This window comes from Paenibacillus sp. RC21 (assembly GCF_044907935.1).
GTDB classification, from domain to species: Bacteria; Bacillota; Bacilli; order Paenibacillales; family Paenibacillaceae; genus Paenibacillus; species Paenibacillus terrae_A.
On the sequence record NZ_JBIYCS010000004.1, the window covers coordinates 608,588 to 626,010 of the forward strand.

The window sequence follows — 17,423 nt, forward strand, 5'->3', positions numbered from 1 at the left end:
GAGATGTCACATGCTTTTATGTATTGTTCGCTCAATCAAAGGAAAAGCAGCATCCCTATTTTTATAATAAAGTTACAAGAACAAAAAGGAGTGCATCGAAGTGAATATTTTAGAAGCCCATAAAATTCATAAAAGCTACGGTAATAAGTTAAATATGCAGGAGGTATTAAAGGGAATTGATATCCTTATTGAAGAAGGCGAATTTGTCAGTATTATGGGAGCCTCTGGTTCAGGTAAAACCACTCTGCTGAATGTCCTTTCCTCCATTGATCACGTGAGCCACGGGTCCATTAAAATCAATGACATCGAAATGACGAAAATGAAGGAAAAGCAACTGGCTGAATTCCGCAAAAAGCATTTAGGGTTTATTTTTCAAGAGTATAATCTGCTGGATACGCTAACCGTGAAGGAGAACATTCTTTTACCCTTATCCATCACCAAAACGCCTAAAAAAGAGGCCAACCGAAGATTTCAGGACGTGGCTACAGAACTGGGAATTTATGAGTTGAAAGATAAGTACCCCAATGAAATCTCGGGTGGACAGAAACAGCGTACATCTGCGGCCAGAGCGTTTATTCATGAGCCCAGTATTATTTTTGCCGATGAACCTACGGGTGCGCTGGATTCCAAATCAGCTTCCGATTTATTGAACAAGCTGGGCCAGTTAAACCAGAAGCGCAAGGCAACCATCATTATGGTCACGCACGATCCCGTCGCTGCCAGCCATTGCAGTAGAGTCATTTTTATTAAGGATGGACAAATGTATACACAGCTTCATAAAGGTGAACAAGAAAGACAAAGCTTCTTCCAAGATATCATGAGAACCCAAGGGGTCTTAGGCGGGGTCCAATATGAACATTAATCTGCTCATTCTAAAGAATTTGAAAAAAAACCTGAAAAATTATTACCTTTATGTTTTTGCTCTCATTTTCAGTGTTGCGCTCTATTTCGCTTTTGTCACATTACAATACGATCCCTCCATGGACGAAGTGAAGGGCTCTGTTAAAGGTGCAGCTTCCATACGGGCAGCATCCGTCCTGCTGGTCGCTATTGTCTGTATTTTCCTTTTGTATGCTAATAATATTTTCATCAAAAGACGCAGCAAAGAAATTGGTTTGTTTCAATTAATCGGCATGACCAAAAATAAAATCTTTCGCCTCCTGAGTGCTGAAAACTTAATTCTATACTTCAGTTCCTTATTCATTGGAATTATAGTTGGATTTTCCTTTTCCAAATTAGTGATCATGATTTTATTTAAGACGACGGGCATCGATGCGATTGCTACTCTGTATTTCTCCAACCAGGCACTTGTTCAAACACTTATTGTATTTTGTATGATCTACCTGTTGATCATGATCATGAATTATTCCTTTATCAAAAGACAGAGTATTTTGTCTTTGTTCAGAGTGACCTCAACCACCGAAGGGAAAATCAAGGAAATATCTATCTTTGAGATGATCATTGGGATCATTGGAGTTTCATTCATCGCTTTAGGATACTATGTTTCTTCCAAATTGTTTGGTGGAGACTTTACATCCATGAATGAATTATTTATGGCTATGGTGTTTATTTTGGGCTCTGTCATCATCGGAACACTTCTTTTTTATAAAGGATCCATCCGCTTTATTTCAAATATCATCAGAAAAAGTAAAGGCGGCTATTTAAACATTAATGAGGTGCTGTCTCTCTCATCCATTATGTTCCGCATGAAATCCAATGCTTTGTTGTTGACCATTATTACGACGGTATCGGCACTTGCCATCGGTTTACTCTCCTTAAGCTATATCGCCTATTATTCTGCGGATCAAGCGGCTGAGGGCAATGTACCTTCCCATTTTGCAATGACGAATGTAGCGGATGCGGAGAAATTCAAAACGTTACTTCAGGAGCATGACATACAGTATCGTGAAAAGAAAATTGAAGTCATTCAAGTCAGTGTGAACGCAGCGCAAATTATGGAGACCCCTCTGGAAGGATTAAATATCGGTACGAATTCCATGACGCTGCCTGTCATAAGCGATCAATCTGTGGAGGCTACGGATGTATCCCCAGGTCAAACGATTTTAACGGGCTATAATGATCTGTTACAGAAATTTATGTCCTTGAAAAGCTTTGGCCCATTGGACTTGAAGGGGAAAAAGGAAGTCATACATCAACAATATTTGGGTCTAAAAAAGGAATATGTTATTCCCTACTATTTTACAGCCGGCGGACTACCCACTGTCATTGTAGACGAAACCATCTTTGAGCGGTTAAAGAAAGATGCAAATCCTGAGATTCAAAAGAAATCATCCTTATATATTGGAATTGATATGATGAATGAGGACCAGATCAAAGAAGCCGATCGCCTCTTTAAAGCCGCCAATTTTAATGACCAACAAACATCACGCCTTGAAATGAGCAGCAATCAGAAGAGAGATATGGGAGTGATCATGTTTGTAGTTGGATTTTTAGGACTCACCTTTCTCATTACATCAGGCTGTATCCTTTATTTTAAGCAAATGGATGAGAGCGAAGACGAAAAAGCCAATTATACGGTGTTGAGAAAGTTAGGGTTCACACAAGGGGACCTGCTTAGAGGCATCAAAATAAAACAAATCTTTAACTTCGGCATTCCATTAGTAATCGGCCTTTCACACAGCTATTTCGCCGTCCAATCCGGCTGGTTCTTGTTTGGAACAGAAGTTTGGATGCCTATGATCATCGTTATGGTACTATACACCGCCTTATATTCCATTTTCGGGATACTATCCATCCTGTATTATAAAAAAGTCATTAAAGCAGCATTATAATTGGTCAAAAGCTCCAGACGAAAGTACTGGGGGCAAAAGGTATTGATGCTAGGGTTGCTGGAAGCCCTATGGATTTTCGTCAGTCAAAATGGCTGTTGCCCATCTTTTTCGATCCGATAGATCTTAGTAAGAAACAAACCTCATTGTAGTGAGCGGGATTGTATTTAGTGTGATTTCGGGTATTTACGCGATGCTTGAAGCAAGTTAAAAAATCTCGCCCTTCTCTGTTACGGACAGGAAGAGCGAGACTTTTTTATTGATGGTCCCCCTCTACAGGGGCTCGTGTGAATGCTTAACGCAAAGGCTCGAACCCCTCTGCTTGCTTCAGAATCCGCTCAATTTCCGCGCATGCCTCTGGTTGAAGCGTCACCTCGACTGCTTTCACATTTTCTTCGATTTGTGTCGGTTTAGTGGCCCCAATGAGTGCAGCGCTGATACCCGGTTCTCTCAGAATCCAGGCAAGCGCGAGCTGTGACAGGGTGACACCCAAATCCTTCGCCAGCTTATCCAGCTCCTGGACACAGTTTAGAACGGTATCGTTCATGTAACTGCTGATGACATTATTGACGGAGGCATCAGCCCCGCGGCTGCCCGTCGGTAAAGGTTGTCCCGGTTTGTATTTACCCGTGAGGATACCTTGGGCCAGAGGCGAAAATACAATTTGGCCGATACCTACCTGCCCGGATACAGGGAGTACCTCATGTTCGATATAACGTTCGAACATATTATAGATCGGCTGGTTGGCAATCAGCGGACGCAGATTCAGCCTTTTTCCAATGCCATAAGCATCCGTGAGCTGGGCAGCACTCCATTCGCTTACTGCAGCATACAGGATCTTGCCTTGAGCCTGAAGGTCATCCAGAGCCCGCAGCGTCTCTTCCAAAGGGGTGTCCTGATCGTAACGGTGGCAGAAGTAAATATCGATATAATCCGTGCCAAGACGTTGAAGACTAGCCTCGCATTGCTCCATAATGTGCTTGCGGGACAGTCCCCTGTCATTAGGACCGGAATCCATTGGAAAGTAAACCTTCGTAGATAACACGTAGCTTTCTCTTCGATAAGGCTTCAAAGCCGCTCCCATAGCCTTTTCGCCCTCACCCCGATTATACGCATTGGCGGTATCAAAGAAATTGATCCCGAGTTCAAAGGCTTTGGCAATACAGGTATGAGCTGCTTCCTGCTCGGCGGCTGTCCCGTACGTCAACCAACTGCCCAAACCGATTTCACTGATTTTAAGACCACTGTTGCCTACATTTCTGTACTTCATATCTGTTCCTTCTTTCGTAAGAGGATAGCCTTCTTATATTCTAGCATGTAAACCCTTTCACGAAAACGAATTCCATAGAAATCAGGTAGTTGCCTCATTTCACTTTTACGCATTGTAAATCCTGATGGAATTGTGATCAAATATATAATAAAAAATAGCAAGGATGCTGTAACATCCCTGCTATTTAGCAATAGCCGCTTTTAAGGGCAATCACTCCGTTATTTACATCTTTCCTCTCTTATATCCCATTCGGAAAAAGTGCATCGTATGCAGGACAAGGCAGTTTGTCGAGAAAATCCTGAAGCGGCTTGGGTTTATGGGTGTAAATATCTTTTAAGGAAGTTCCGTTGTAAATGTTGCCTATGACCACAGGATGGCACAGCTCGCAGATCAGAATATCGCCATTCCCGTGAAGATGAAGCTGCTTCTTACCATCCACGCAGTTGGAAAAATAAACACCTGGCTGCTCCTTGAAGCCCAGTGCTTCTGCAAAACGATCCATACAGGTGAAATACAGCACGGTATCGTCCTTTTTATGTGCGATCAAGTCATGAACGGAACGAACAAGTGCTTCCTTGGTGGAGATAGCGTTCCAGTTGGTATGATCCATCACGATGCTATTTTGGATTTCATGAATTCGTACACCGAGTTCATATACTTTCTCGCTGATCGCTGGCATGTTGTTCTGCGTCTCGGCAAATAGCAAGGTCTCCAGCACCGTTTCCAGCTTGGCTTCGGTACATAACCGAATATTCTGGGCGATTGTCTCATACATGCGCGGATGAACATGATAATATGCCGCATATTTTTCGGGGTCCGTGAAGTTGAAGGAGATATGGATGTTGGAAAGCCCCGCATCACGCAGCCTCTCAATTCGTTCAGGACTGAGCAAGCTGGCATTAGTGTTGAGCTGGGTAGCGATTCCCTTGCTCGAACAGTGAGCCACAATGTCCAGACAATCCTGATACTTCAAGGTCACCTCTCCCCCGGACAGCCGCACGCGCTTTAAGGTGGGGATTTCATCAATGATGCGTATCACTTCTTTACTGCTGATGCATTGTCCATCATTACGCTGGTATGCGCAGCAATAATCGCATTTAAAATTACAATTGGAGGTGACTCCAACCTCCAGCCCCTCCAATTCGTAGATACCTGGCTTTTCCAGTTCAAGCGCTTTATATTTGTTCTCTATACTCACTTTCTCATGATCCTCCCGATCTCAGGCTTGTGTCTTGAATTCCTTTGAGATTATACAGAATGAGGATGGCATGGAGATATGACATTGGTAACGGTCACTCTAAATGAATGGTATGGAATACACGCATATAACCGAGAAGACATGGCTTTATCCGGTCATGTATTTTACTCGCATTATGCCTATAACACCCCATACCAACCGCCCAGCAAAAATAATAGTATTCTATAAATCTGTAGGCTAAAAAATATACAAAACTGAATTTACACTAACCTTTATGTAAGTACCTGTACTAAAAGTGCATACTTACTTATTTGCAGTGCGTACTCTATACTCTAGAAGTAAACCATATTCAAGGAGGGCAAATCTTTGAAAACTCTCATTATCGTATCGCACCCAAACATAGAAAAATCCGTGATTAATAAGCGATGGGTAGAAGAACTCAAAAAATATCCTGAAAAGTATACTGTACACGAATTGTATAACATTTACCCTGACGGAAACATTGATGTGGAAAAAGAACAGCAATTAATTGAATCACATCGTAATCTTGTTTTACAGTTCCCGGTCTATTGGTTTAATTGTCCGCCACTTCTTAAAAAGTGGCTTGACGATGTTTTTGCTTATGGTTGGGCATATGGTTCAAATGGAGGGGATAAATTAAAGAATCGTAAAGTCGGCTTAGCTGTATCTGCCGGAATCAAAAAAGAAGATTACAGCGAAGAGGGAAGATACCGCTATACGCTTGAACATTTATTATCTCCTTTTGAAACTACATTGCTATACTGCAATGCGGATTATCGTTCGTTTTTTGCGTTTTATGGTATAGAAAGCGAACCTGGTGAAAATGAGCCTGGCAAAGAAAATGAACCGGTTACACGCCATTTGGAAAATAGCACAAAAGATTATTTGAATTTTGTGGACAACCTGTAATAGGTAGCTTTATTAAAGCTAAAAAAGAAGTATTTCCTTGTTTAGGAGATACTTCTTTTTGAATTAGACTAAATAGCTATGCCTACCGCTGTATAGCCTCCAGAGCTGGCGAACTGTTATTCTCTCCCCACTCGCACATCATATTTAACAATGGAATGAGAGAAAGACCGCGTTCAGATAATGAATATTCAACTTTTGGAGGGACTTGGGGAAATTCCTTGCGTATAATCAGGCCATCTGCCTCCAGTTCTTTCAACATAATGCTTAGCGTTTTAAAAGAAATGGTACCGATCCTTCGCTTCAGCTCATTATGCCGCATAACCTTATTTTCAGATAGACAATACAAAATGATCATTTTATATTTACCGCCTATTAAGGACAACGTATATCCGAACCCAGTATCTTTTAGCATCACACCAGTAGGAACACAGCTTTCACTCATAAGTTACACTCTCCTTTAGGTGGGTATAAGACATAAATATGCATACTGTGTATTTTATAGTGTTACTGAAAGGAGGTAAAGTAAGATCGGCTCTTCGCTATACTGCTTGGTTAAAGATACTTTTAATAAGTTGGCAAAACGATTTGATATTCATTCCTTCTTACGATAGTTGCCCTCCAATTGTGAGCGATATGTGAACTGGGCATACTTCTCATTTCCAAATCCATACTGAATATATCTGTTGGTAATGGAGGCGGAAGGTAGTGGACAAAAAGATGAACCTGCTCATGTTCAGCGGGGATTACGATAAGGCGATGGCTGGACTGATTTTGGCGAATACGGCTCGGGAATTGGACGTGGACGTGACGATGTTTTTTGCGTTCTGGGGACTATTTCTGGTTCGTGATCCTGATAAAATGACGCTTGAGGACAAGACGATTTATGAAAAAATTATGGGCTGGATGACTCCAAAAGGACCTGAGCAGCTGCCGTTGTCCAAAATGAATTTTAGCGGTCTCGGCAAGCTGATGCTGACAGAAATGATCGAAGATAACGAAGCCCCGAAGCTGATTCATTTCTTGAAGGGGGCACGGAAAAAGAACGTCAAATTTTATGCCTGCAAGCTATCGGTGGACATTATGGGTTTTAAACCCGAAGAATTCATACCTGAACTAGAAATTATCGAGGCCAAAACGTATCTCAAAGATGCGCTCGAATCCGATATGCAGCTGTTCATATAAGATGTACGCACGCCTTGTCCGGCTTTCGGATGAGGCTTTTATTTTGACAAAATGATGACATTCGCCTATTTTTCTTAACCCATTCGGGTCTTCCTACGTACCCTAGAACGACAGAACCACATGGGAGGCGCCCGTATGCTCAAGGCTCGAATCGGAAGCAACAATAGTGCGTACCAGCCTTCTGGCGAGGCTTATTTCGCACGGTATCGGAAAGGTACGATTGGATATCGTCAAACCTTTGAATCTCCATACGGGCCAAAAAAGCTGGTGTATGCGGATTGGGCTGCCAGCGGTCGTCTGTATGGACCTATTGAGTCCAAAATAGCTAACCATTTCGGCCCTTTTGTGGCGAATACCCATACGGAGTCTAATTTGACAGGTACCCTGATGACCCAAGCCTACGAAGAGGCAAAGCGAATCATTAAGAACCACGTTCATGCCAACGAACAAGACATCATTCTGTTTGCCGGGTCCGGTATGACAGGGGCAATAAATAAGCTTCAACGCATGCTGGGATTGAAAATACATGAAAAATTAAAGCATCACTACCCTATCGCTGAAAAAGAACGTCCCGTTATTTTTGTCACCCATATGGAGCATCACTCGAATCATATCTCCTGGGCTGAAACGATTGGAGACGTCGTGTGCATTCCTCCCGGTCCCGGTGGTACCGTTGATCCGGCAAATCTGGAACGTTTGCTGCTTCAATTCCGTCGTCGCCCTATCAAGATCGGCGCTTTTACAGCCTGTTCCAATGTTACGGGGTTTGAACCGCCGATTTATCAACTGTCCCGCAAAATGCATGAGCATGGCGGGGTGTGTTTCATTGATTTTTCCGCAAACGCCCCTTATGCCGAGATCAACATGCATCCCACAGAGCCGCTTGAAAGATTGGATGCTATTGTATTTTCTCCCCACAAATTTCTCGGCGGCCCCGGAACAAGCGGTGTTCTCATTATGGATCCGAAACTAAGCCTCAACCATGCCCCGGATCAGCCAGGAGGCGGTACGGTAAGCTGGACCAATCCTTGGGGTGGGTACGAATATAAAGACAATATCGAAGCACGCGAGGATGGGGGGACTCCTGCTTTTCTACAGGCCATACGAACGGCGCTCTGCATTCAACTGAAAGAACAGATGGGCCAAAACCGCATTTTGGAGCGCGAAAAGGAGTTAACGTCATCACTCTTAAAAGGGTTGAAAGGAATACCACACTTGCACGTTTTAGGTGGAAGAAGCCAAGAACGACTCGGAATCGTTTCTTTCGTTGTCGACCATATCCACTACAATCTGATCGTAAAATTACTGAATGATCGGTTCGGAATTCAGGTCCGCGGCGGTTGCTCCTGTGCAGGAACGTATGGACACTATTTGCTGGGCATCGATCAACAAACCTCTAATGAGATGTCAGACCTCATCCATGCGGGAGACTTATCGAGAAAACCCGGCTGGGTGCGCCTGTCCCTCCATCCCATGATGACGAATCAGGAAGTCTCCTATCTTACCTCTTCCATACGAGCGGTTGTAGGAAATATCATAGCGTGGCAAAAGGATTATACGTATCAGCCCGAATCCAACGAGTGGCGATATAGGTATGAACATAAAAAAATAGATGTCAGCAAATGGTTCAATTTTAGCGATTAAGAAACCTTTGTCCAATCCCTTCTCTTAAGTGCCCTTTGTTGAATACTCGATAACTCTCAAAAAAGAAAGGAGCCACCTTGTACCAAAGGCCTGCTCCTTTCTTATTTATCCATCCATTTAGAAGAAAAACGTTTATTTACTCTCAGCTTCCCACTTGGATATCTCTTCGCGCACCCGTGGCGCTACCTCTGTTCCCAATAACTCAATGGCTCTCATGACATCCTCGTGCGGCATCGTGCCTACAGGTACGTGCAACAGAAAGCGTGTAATGCCTACCTGCTTACGCAGGTGAATGATTTTCTGAGCAACCGTATCGGGATCGCCTACATACAATGCACCTTCAAAGCTGCGTGCGGCATCGAAGCTGGAACGGGTGTAAGGACCCCATCCACGCTCACGCCCAAGGACGTTCATGCTTTGCTGGGTGGAAGGGAAAAACTTTTCCGCTGCAAGCTCGGTACTTTCCGCAATAAAACCATGCGAGTGGGATGCAACCGGAAGTAATGATGCATCATGACCTGCGTGCGTAGCGGCTTTTTTATACAGCTCCACAAGCGGCGCAAACTGCACAGGACTACCGCCAATGATCGCCAGAACCAATGGTAACCCGAGCAAGCCCGCGCGAACCACAGATTCCTGATTGCCTCCGCTACCAATCCATACGGGCAACGGGTCCTGAACCGGACGTGGATACACGCCCAGATTATTGATCGCAGGCCGATGTCCACCTTTCCAGGTGACTTTTTCAGAATCCCGTATTTTCAATAACAGTTCGAGTTTTTCATCAAACAGTTCGTCATAGTTATCCAAATCATAGCCAAACAACGGGAACGATTCGATAAAAGAACCCCGGCCTGCCATAATCTCAGCTCGTCCATTCGAGATGCCGTCCAATGTGGCAAAATCCTGAAATACACGTACCGGATCATCCGAGGAAAGCACCGTAACCGCGCTGGTCAGCCGAATCCGCTGGGTCTGTGAAGCAGCAGCAGCTAGTATTACCGCAGGAGCAGATGCCGCATAGTCTTTACGATGATGCTCTCCCACGCCATATACATCCAGTCCTACCCGATCTGCAAGCACAATCTCCTCGACAACTTCACGTATTCGTTGTGCATGACTGATGACCTCACCCGTCTGTGTATCCGGCGTTGTTTCTACAAATGTGCTGATACCTATCTCCACTTGCCCTACCCCCTGCTTCAATGTCTCGTTCTCATCGGCTGCTTTGTGAGCAAACCATTTTAAAAACCGATATCTTTATTTTGAACCTTTTCCGCGTTTTTTTCAAGCTCTGCTTTCTAAATATGGAATCGGCTTAAGAGAACCTGAGGATTTTCCGCAGGAAACGAAATCTTTCTGTCGAATATTTTATGGAATAAAAGAGATTTCAATCCTCACAGCGTGAATACAGCAAGGGGGCTCATACATCCATGGCTTTTGTCATCAATAACCTAAAGGATAACAGCAATGTTGCCATCGCAGACCAATTAGGTGGATTTACCGTATTGGAATACATATCGGATTTAAGCTGCACCTCGGTTGCGGCTGCGGAAGCCAATTACTATATGAGCAAAAGTAACATGCGCCGCAAGCAGCTCATGATCGAAATCAACAATAGTGAAATTATGATGAAGGCGGGCGCCATGCAATATACGGTGGGCAGTATGGAGATGACTACCGGCGTAAAAGGCGTCGGGGGCTTAATGCGAAATTTGGTGTCCGGTGCTGTAACGGGAACAAGTGCCATCAAACCTCTCTATAAAGGCACGGGTACGATTATGCTGGAACCTACTTATAGTTACATTTGGCTCATTGATGTCGATAATGATCACATTGCTATCGAAGACGGCTTATTTTTAGCTTGTGAAACTACGCTGGACATATCCGTTGTTGCCCGTAGCAACCTTTCCTCGGCCGCTCTGGGTGGAGAAGGATTATTTAATTTAAGCGCTCGGGGAAAAGGAGTTCTTGCCCTGCAAGCGCCTATCCCTTCCGAGGAAGCGGTCGTTATAGAATTGCAAAACGATGTGCTGAAGGTGGATGGTAACTTTGCCCTCATGTGGTCCAATACCTTACAGTTCACCGTCGAGAAATCCGGGAAAACCAAAATGGGCTCGGCTGCTTCCGGCGAAGGGCTGGTCAATGTGTACAGGGGAACCGGAACCGTTTGGCTGGCACCGCTGTAAACGATGTATAATCCAAGGAGAAGCGCCTAGCTTCTCCTTTTCTAAATCCTCATTGAACTGAAAAGTGTCTCTGAAATACGTTGAGATAAACAGCATATTTCTTTTTCCAATTCAAGTTTCAGGGCTGTTGCTGTTGGTCCATCTATGACTATGATTCTACCTCCTGAAGCTGTCCGAATATAAAGAAAAACCCCTCTTATATCAAAGGGTTTTTCCAGTACAAACTCCAAACTCGTTGGGTTGCGTTAACATAGCTTTTAGTTCTTTTTCACAAACTCCGATTTTAATTTCATCGCTCCGAAGCCATCAATTTTGCAATCAATATCATGATCGCCTTCCACCAGACGGATATTCTTTACTTTTGTGCCGATTTTCAGGACGGATGAGCTTCCTTTGACTTTAAGGTCTTTAATGACGGTTACAGAATCACCGTCCTGCAGAACGTTACCATTGGCATCTTTGATGACTTTTACATCTTCATTGTTTGCTGCTTCTGATTCGGAAGACCACTCATGAGCGCATTCCGGGCAAATGAAAAGACTCCGATCCTCGTACGTGTATTCTGAATTACATTCCGGGCAATTTGGCAAATTAGACATATTTGTATGTACTCCATTCATTATCAATTCTACACCTGTGATCGTCCTATGAAACAAACCTTGCTCCAAGCCCTCCTTGGAGTTCCTTACAAGTATATTGGATAATCAGCAACGATTCCACTAATAGAGGAAATTAGTTTAGGATTTCCCTTTCCTTTTGAAATGATTATGATGATTAAAAAAGGATGCCCGCCTTGTTAGGGTAGCATCCTTCATCATGAGCAGAATCATATTTTGAAAATGTGCTCTACGGCGATTTTATGCCTTTGTTTGCTCAACCAGCTCACGAATTCCTTGGCTAAGCGGCGTAAGCGGGCGTTTCAGAAGCTTCTCGAAATCGTTGCTTACAACATCCAAAGCTCCTTCACGAATCGCTTTTTGAATACCGACCACAATAGGGATTGCGGCTTCCGGTACGCCCGCACCAAGCATAATGTCGGCATACGCAGTATCGTCTACCTGCTGTACAGGCACATCCTTACCCAGCACCTCAGCAAGAATCGCCGCAAACTCTTCTTGGGTAATCGGCTTGCCTGAAAGCTCGTATATCGTATTCTCATGCCCTTCGCTGGACAAAACGACTGCCGCCGCTTGCGCATAATCTGCACGGGCAGCCCAACCTACTTTACCGGAACCTGCTGAGGTCAGCCAAGGAGCCCCGGCCAGCACGGATTGAATCGTGCCTGCTTCATTCTCAAGATACCAGTTATTACGCAGGAAGGAGTAAGGAATGCCCGATTCGCGAATGAACTCCTCCGTTATACGATGTACAGGTGCAAGGAACAGAGTGCTGTCAGCCGCATTGGCAGCGCTGGTATAAGCGATGAAGCCTACTCCCGCACGTACAGCAGCATCCACAGCAGCCTTATGCTGGCGGATTCTCGTATCATTATCGCCGTCTGCGGATATAATCAGCAATCGGTCTACACCAGTAAACGCTTGGTCCAGCGTCTCCGGTTTATCAAAATCGCCAAGACGAACGTCAACGCCACGGGCACGCAAGTTTTCTGCTTTTTCCGGATTTCTCACGCTAACAATAAGGTCTTCTGCCGATACGGATGCAAGCAACGCCTCTACCACGATGGAACCCAGTTGCCCGGTTGCTCCTGTTAATGCGATTTTCATATGAAATCCTCCATTCAGATTTTATTTACCTTTCTATAGTAGCTATAAATATGATGCTTGTCTAATTTGGAGTTGATGAAAACACAGCTGTTGTCAGCGAATTAAATGTTAGGCAGATTGATGCATTAAAGCGAATTGTTAAAGAGGTACGCGGGGCGTTTGAATAAAAGGGGCGCTCGCGGCTCTCCAGCTTAGGATTGAGGCTCGTAGTCACTCAATTTTCCTTCATAAATCAAATGCAGTCGGTCGCTTTGCCGAAAATCGTCCGGCGTAATAAGAGCGGGCAACTTGTTCCATATTTTTATGCCGGATCGCTGTAAAATTTCTGCAACGAATTGCGAACAAAAATAGGAATTACTGAACTCGACGGGTTCTTTGAGTGCAATACCAATCAAACCCAGTAAGTTATACATATATTTTTGACGACTTCTGATAAAGACGTGTAGGACCCGTTTCATTTTCTCGACTTCACGCTCGGTTACTTGAAGCTCGTAGATGACACATGTTGTATTCGGAAATCTGCTGTATGTACCTGTCTTAATATCCTCTTTCACGAAACCACCATCCAGAGGGTTATTAGGGGTCTTTCTCCCGAAGCTGTATAACTCCGAAAGTTCCCGGTTGAAGGAAATGGAGGCGTGATTGTATGGTGCCCTCGTATAGCTCTTAATGACTCTCGTAAGAAACGTTCCCGTATTCGTAAGTAAGATAAAGACGGATTGATCAGCTACCATTTACAAAATTTCTCCTTATCAAGTTTGGGTTATTCCTTCATAATAACATAGGAATCCTATAATGGACTCCTACCTCGCGATAAGTTGGTGATTGGCAATGGACAGCTCGCTATTAACGTTAATCCTTATTTTCACAGCCTTATTGGCTATCCAATTGATTTATGTTGTGATCGTCAAAACACAGCCCAACAAAGACTATGCAGCCATCGGACTTCGCATCAAAACCTGGTGGGGCATGTTCTTTATCTTTTGCTTGGCAACTCTTTTTAATCCGATTGTTTCACTGCTTTCCCTGATGGCACTCACTTTCTTTGCGCTGAAAGAATATTTCTCCATGATCAAATCCAGAAAAGCCGATCGCAGACTTTTTTTGTGGGCGTACTTGGCGATTCCTGTGCAGTTTTATTGGATTTATATCGGGTGGTACGGGATGTTTATTGTCTTTATCCCTATTTATGTATTCTTGCTCCTGCCGCTCCCGCGATTGATTAACAAAGGAACGGTCGGTTTTCTGCGCAGTGTCAGCTCAACCCAGTGGGGGCTTATGCTGATGGTTTTCGGGCTTAGTCACTTGGCCTACTTTCAATTCGCTACACCGCAATACGGGGCGAAACTCGTACTTTTTCTAGTGGTATTGACACAACTCAATGATGTTGCACACTATCTGGCATCTCTCTATTTCGGTAAGCGGAAAGTCGTCCCAACCTCCAACCCGAATTTAACTTGGGGAGGCTTTGCATTCGCGTTTATCGTGACGATAGGAGCTTCGTATCTGATCTATCCCTACCTGACGCCATTTGACCTGAAATTTGGAATTATTTTCGGCATGCTGATCAGCTTGAGCGGTTTCTTCGGCAGCTTAACGGTTTCCGTGCTGAAGCGGGATTTATTAATCGGCGATGATGACAAGTTCGATGCTTTGAAAAAAAGCTACTTAAGCCGGGTCGATAGTTTGACCTACACCTCGCCCGTCTTTTTTCATGTAATCCGTTATTTTTTTGACTTTATGTAGCAATTACATTGCTCAAACCTCGTATGAATAGTGATCATGGAACACGATATCTTGCTATGAAAAGGGCATCCTATCCTCACTTAAGGATAGGATGCTTTTGCGTGTACTACCGTTGCAGGGCATTCCTAATCCTGCTAACCCCTTCACGAATTTCGTTTTCCTTTAGATGCCCGTAGCCCATTAGCAGTCGGTTTCCTTCGAGCTGTGCTGCAAATACATTTTCGCTACGGAGATGTTCTAGCAGATTCTCTCGGAGTGGGAACTGAAACTCTGCTACCAAATGTAAACCAGCTGATCGGCCACATACCCGGTATTGCCCTGTAAAATGCTGCTCCAGGCTATCAAGCAGGACCTGACGACGCTTGGCGTACACTTTTTTCATCTTATGTACATGCTTATGAAGGAGTCGCTTCCTGATATACCGACTCAACACAATTTGCTCCAAGCTCGCCGTCTGGTAATCCGCCAGTTGCTTTAAACGGATAAAATCAGCGACTCGTGATGGGGGAAGAACAATATAGCCGATCCGCAGTGCGGGGAACAAAATTTTGCTAAACGTCCCGACATATAGCACCCGGTCTGGGTCCAGACTCTGCAAGGAGTGGACAGGCGCCCCATCATACCGGAACTCACTGTCATAATCATCTTCGAGCAGAAGGCATCCTGTCCGGGCTGCATACTGGATAAGCTCGATCCGCCTTTGGATCGGCAAGATACCTCCCAGCGGGAACTGGTGCGAGGGTGTAAGATATGCCAGCTTGGGGTGTTTCTTTTGCGGCAGATCGGCTGTTATAACTCCCGAATCATCAACAGGCATGCTCCGCAGTGTGGCCCCTGTAGCCGACAGAATGCTTTTTAAATCTTCATTTGTCGGTTCCTCTACCAGAGCTTCGTCCCCAACTGACAGCAACAGACGGGTGACAAGCTGAATCGCTTGTACTGCTCCGCTAGTGATTACAATATGTTCCGGTCTGGCTTTCACTCCCCTGGTGTGAACCAAATAGTCGGCCAGCTCCCTTCGTAACTCAGGCTCTCCAGCAGGGTCGCCATAACCCAGTGCCAGATCAGGAGCCTCTTTGCATACGCTCTGAAGCAAGTCGGCCCATGATTTGCGCGGAAATAATTCCAATGCGGGGAGGCCTGTCCGGAAGGAAATTACCGACACCTCATTTGAATATGGAGTATCCATTGCAGACACAGACGCCTCGATAGGCGGTGCGGATACATAACCTGGAAGAACGGCCCCCTCGGCTACATAGGTACCTGAACCCGGGCGCGCAATGGCTAAGCCTTCGGCTAGCAGCATTTCATAAGCTTCGAGAATAACATTCCGGGAAACGTTCAACTGTAAGGCCAGCACCCGGGTCGAAGGAAGTTTATATCCTGCTTGCAGTTCTCCGGCTAAAATACGGTCCCGTATCGCTTGATACACCTGACGCAGCATCGGAACTGTCACATTCTTATCGATAGATACCCACATAGGCTGCCCCCTCAAGCGGTACTGTCAAAAACCTCTTCAACTGGATCTACAAGTGCCCAGTTTCTATTGGTACAGTATATATCAATATCTGTACAAGAGGTGAGATGAAATGAACAAACCAACCTTTTCGACTTACATGGAATTAGTGATCGCAACCTCCATTGTCGGCAGTTCTGTGGTAGTCGGTAAACTGGTCGTGATGCGGCTGCCTGTTTTTTTATCGCAATCTGCCAGTCTGGCCGTTGCCCTTCTGTTCTTGATACCCATTGTATTCATCAAGAAATATTCACTAAGGATCAGCAAACGGGATGCATTAATCCTGTTCATTCAGGCTCTGATCGGCATGTTTCTCTTCCGCGTCCTAATGCTGTACGGGCTGGCCTACGCCTCTGCTTCCGAAAGTGGAATTTTAACAAGCTTGACCCCAGCTATCGTTGCACTTCTTTCGTATGTACTGCTGAGAGAAAAGATTACGCTACGCCCCGGTCTCGGGATCGCCTGTTCACTGCTCGGTGTTTTGGCACTGCAAGTACCTCACATATCGGCGCTCTGGTTCAATGCTCCCAACGCAACCTCGTTCATTGGCCTGCTGCTTGTTCTGTCTGCTGTGTTTGGAGAAGCGGCACTGACAGTGTTACGCAAGATGCTATCCAGCCATGTCTCTTCCCTGCTTGGAACCATGTATATAACACTCTTTTCATTCTTCATGTTTCTGGCTTGTTCCTTTGGGGAGGCCCAACAGTTCAACTTTAACCACGTTGGTGCAGGGGAGATTGGGCTAGTCTTATATTATGGTATCTTTGTCACAGCATTAGCCTACGTATTATGGTTTCGGGGCGTGTCAAGAGTACCGGCTAGTACAGCAGCTGTATACACGGGTTGTATTCCCGTCAGCACACTGCTGCTGTCCTATATCATCCTCCGTGAATCCTTCTCATTTGCTCATCTAGCTGGTGCAGGCTTTGTATTTCTGGGCATCATGCTCATGTCACGCGGTGAACGCCGCTGACTCACGCAATGACCTTCTCAAAAAAGAGGCTCCCGACTGAAACTTCGGGAGTCTCTCTTCTTTGATTCAAGTTCTTAGCGCATTGAATTAATGCACCTGATCCAGCAATTGATATACTTCTTCCTTCGTTGTAGCTGCCAGAAGCGACTCCTTACTTGAAAAACATAATCAGAAGATTCAACAAGAAATTTCCAGACTTATGGAAACCCAAAAAATTATTGAATATAAGCTCAACCATTATCGTGACATCTCTGCAAATCCC

16 protein-coding genes are annotated in these 17,423 nt (G+C 44.8%); 8 read left to right on the forward strand and 8 right to left on the reverse strand.

Features of this window, described 5'->3' with window-relative positions:
• Positions 1-100 precede the first annotated feature (100 nt).
• Both ABIA61_RS16275 and ABIA61_RS16280 read left to right on the forward strand, forming a co-directional pair.
• On the forward strand, positions 101-862 hold the full coding sequence (locus ABIA61_RS16275) for an ABC transporter ATP-binding protein (protein WP_283653920.1): 762 nt from the start codon (positions 101-103) through the stop codon (positions 860-862).
• On the forward strand, positions 852-2,792 hold the full coding sequence (locus ABIA61_RS16280) for an FtsX-like permease family protein (RefSeq protein WP_404581000.1): 1,941 nt from the start codon (positions 852-854) through the stop codon (positions 2,790-2,792). Before ABIA61_RS16275 ends, ABIA61_RS16280 begins: the two co-directional genes overlap by 11 nt.
• 292 nt (positions 2,793-3,084) lie before the next feature.
• On the opposite strand, the gene ABIA61_RS16285 is transcribed toward ABIA61_RS16280, so the two are convergent.
• Together ABIA61_RS16285 and ABIA61_RS16290 are read right to left on the reverse strand one after the other, a co-directional pair.
• Positions 3,085-4,059 (reverse strand): aldo/keto reductase family protein, encoded by a 975-nt coding sequence (locus ABIA61_RS16285; RefSeq protein ID WP_404581001.1) that lies wholly within the window; start codon positions 4,057-4,059, stop codon positions 3,085-3,087.
• 238 nt (positions 4,060-4,297) lie between these two features.
• Positions 4,298-5,257, reverse strand: a complete 960-nt coding sequence (locus ABIA61_RS16290; protein ID WP_283653923.1) for a radical SAM protein — start codon at positions 5,255-5,257, stop codon at positions 4,298-4,300.
• A gap of 366 nt (positions 5,258-5,623) precedes the next feature.
• Here ABIA61_RS16290 and ABIA61_RS16295 point away from each other — a divergent pair, with 366 nt between their 5' ends.
• Positions 5,624-6,187, forward strand: a complete 564-nt coding sequence (locus ABIA61_RS16295) for an NAD(P)H-dependent oxidoreductase (protein WP_283653924.1) — start codon at positions 5,624-5,626, stop codon at positions 6,185-6,187.
• 82 nt (positions 6,188-6,269) lie between these two features.
• On the opposite strand, the gene ABIA61_RS16300 is transcribed toward ABIA61_RS16295, so the two are convergent.
• On the reverse strand, positions 6,270-6,629 hold the full coding sequence (locus ABIA61_RS16300) for a winged helix-turn-helix transcriptional regulator (protein WP_283653925.1): 360 nt from the start codon (positions 6,627-6,629) through the stop codon (positions 6,270-6,272).
• A gap of 263 nt (positions 6,630-6,892) precedes the next feature.
• Between ABIA61_RS16300 and ABIA61_RS16305 the strand changes: the two genes are divergently transcribed.
• Both ABIA61_RS16305 and ABIA61_RS16310 read left to right on the forward strand, forming a co-directional pair.
• The gene (locus tag ABIA61_RS16305) at positions 6,893-7,369 is read left to right on the forward strand and encodes a DsrE/DsrF/DrsH-like family protein (protein WP_404581002.1); all 477 of its coding nucleotides are present in this window, start codon (positions 6,893-6,895) and stop codon (positions 7,367-7,369) included.
• Positions 7,370-7,504: 135 nt separating this feature from the next.
• Positions 7,505-9,013 (forward strand): aminotransferase class V-fold PLP-dependent enzyme, encoded by a 1,509-nt coding sequence (locus ABIA61_RS16310; protein WP_404581003.1) that lies wholly within the window; start codon positions 7,505-7,507, stop codon positions 9,011-9,013.
• Positions 9,014-9,145: 132 nt separating this feature from the next.
• Here the strand turns inward: ABIA61_RS16310 and ABIA61_RS16315 are convergent, their stop codons facing one another.
• A complete protein-coding gene (locus tag ABIA61_RS16315; RefSeq protein ID WP_283653928.1) occupies positions 9,146-10,198 on the reverse strand; it encodes an LLM class flavin-dependent oxidoreductase in 1,053 nt (350 codons plus the stop codon).
• Positions 10,199-10,446: 248 nt separating this feature from the next.
• Here ABIA61_RS16315 and ABIA61_RS16320 point away from each other — a divergent pair, with 248 nt between their 5' ends.
• The gene (locus ABIA61_RS16320; protein WP_044648815.1) at positions 10,447-11,202 is read left to right on the forward strand and encodes an AIM24 family protein; all 756 of its coding nucleotides are present in this window, start codon (positions 10,447-10,449) and stop codon (positions 11,200-11,202) included.
• Between the two features lie 257 nt (positions 11,203-11,459).
• On the opposite strand, the gene ABIA61_RS16325 is transcribed toward ABIA61_RS16320, so the two are convergent.
• The 3 genes from ABIA61_RS16325 to ABIA61_RS16335 all read right to left on the reverse strand — a co-directional run bounded on the left by ABIA61_RS16325 (position 11,460) and on the right by ABIA61_RS16335 (position 13,660).
• A complete protein-coding gene (locus ABIA61_RS16325; RefSeq protein ID WP_283656353.1) occupies positions 11,460-11,801 on the reverse strand; it encodes a zinc ribbon domain-containing protein YjdM in 342 nt (113 codons plus the stop codon).
• Between the two features lie 258 nt (positions 11,802-12,059).
• Positions 12,060-12,926 carry an SDR family oxidoreductase gene (locus tag ABIA61_RS16330; protein WP_283653929.1) on the reverse strand — a complete coding sequence of 289 codons (867 nt, stop codon included), beginning with the start codon at positions 12,924-12,926 and terminating at the stop codon, positions 12,060-12,062.
• Between the two features lie 191 nt (positions 12,927-13,117).
• Positions 13,118-13,660 (reverse strand): hypothetical protein, encoded by a 543-nt coding sequence (locus tag ABIA61_RS16335; RefSeq protein WP_404581004.1) that lies wholly within the window; start codon positions 13,658-13,660, stop codon positions 13,118-13,120.
• Between the two features lie 97 nt (positions 13,661-13,757).
• Between ABIA61_RS16335 and ABIA61_RS16340 the strand changes: the two genes are divergently transcribed.
• The gene (locus ABIA61_RS16340) at positions 13,758-14,672 is read left to right on the forward strand and encodes a phosphatidate cytidylyltransferase (RefSeq protein ID WP_404581005.1); all 915 of its coding nucleotides are present in this window, start codon (positions 13,758-13,760) and stop codon (positions 14,670-14,672) included.
• Positions 14,673-14,778: 106 nt separating this feature from the next.
• Here ABIA61_RS16340 and pdxR read toward each other — a convergent pair whose 3' ends face one another.
• On the reverse strand, positions 14,779-16,152 hold the full coding sequence (gene pdxR / locus ABIA61_RS16345; protein ID WP_283653932.1) for a MocR-like pyridoxine biosynthesis transcription factor PdxR: 1,374 nt from the start codon (positions 16,150-16,152) through the stop codon (positions 14,779-14,781).
• A gap of 109 nt (positions 16,153-16,261) precedes the next feature.
• On the opposite strand from pdxR, the gene ABIA61_RS16350 reads away from it, so the two are divergent.
• Positions 16,262-17,161, forward strand: coding sequence for a DMT family transporter (locus ABIA61_RS16350; RefSeq protein ID WP_283653933.1), 900 nt, complete (start codon positions 16,262-16,264; stop codon positions 17,159-17,161).
• Positions 17,162-17,423: the final 262 nt, after the last annotated feature.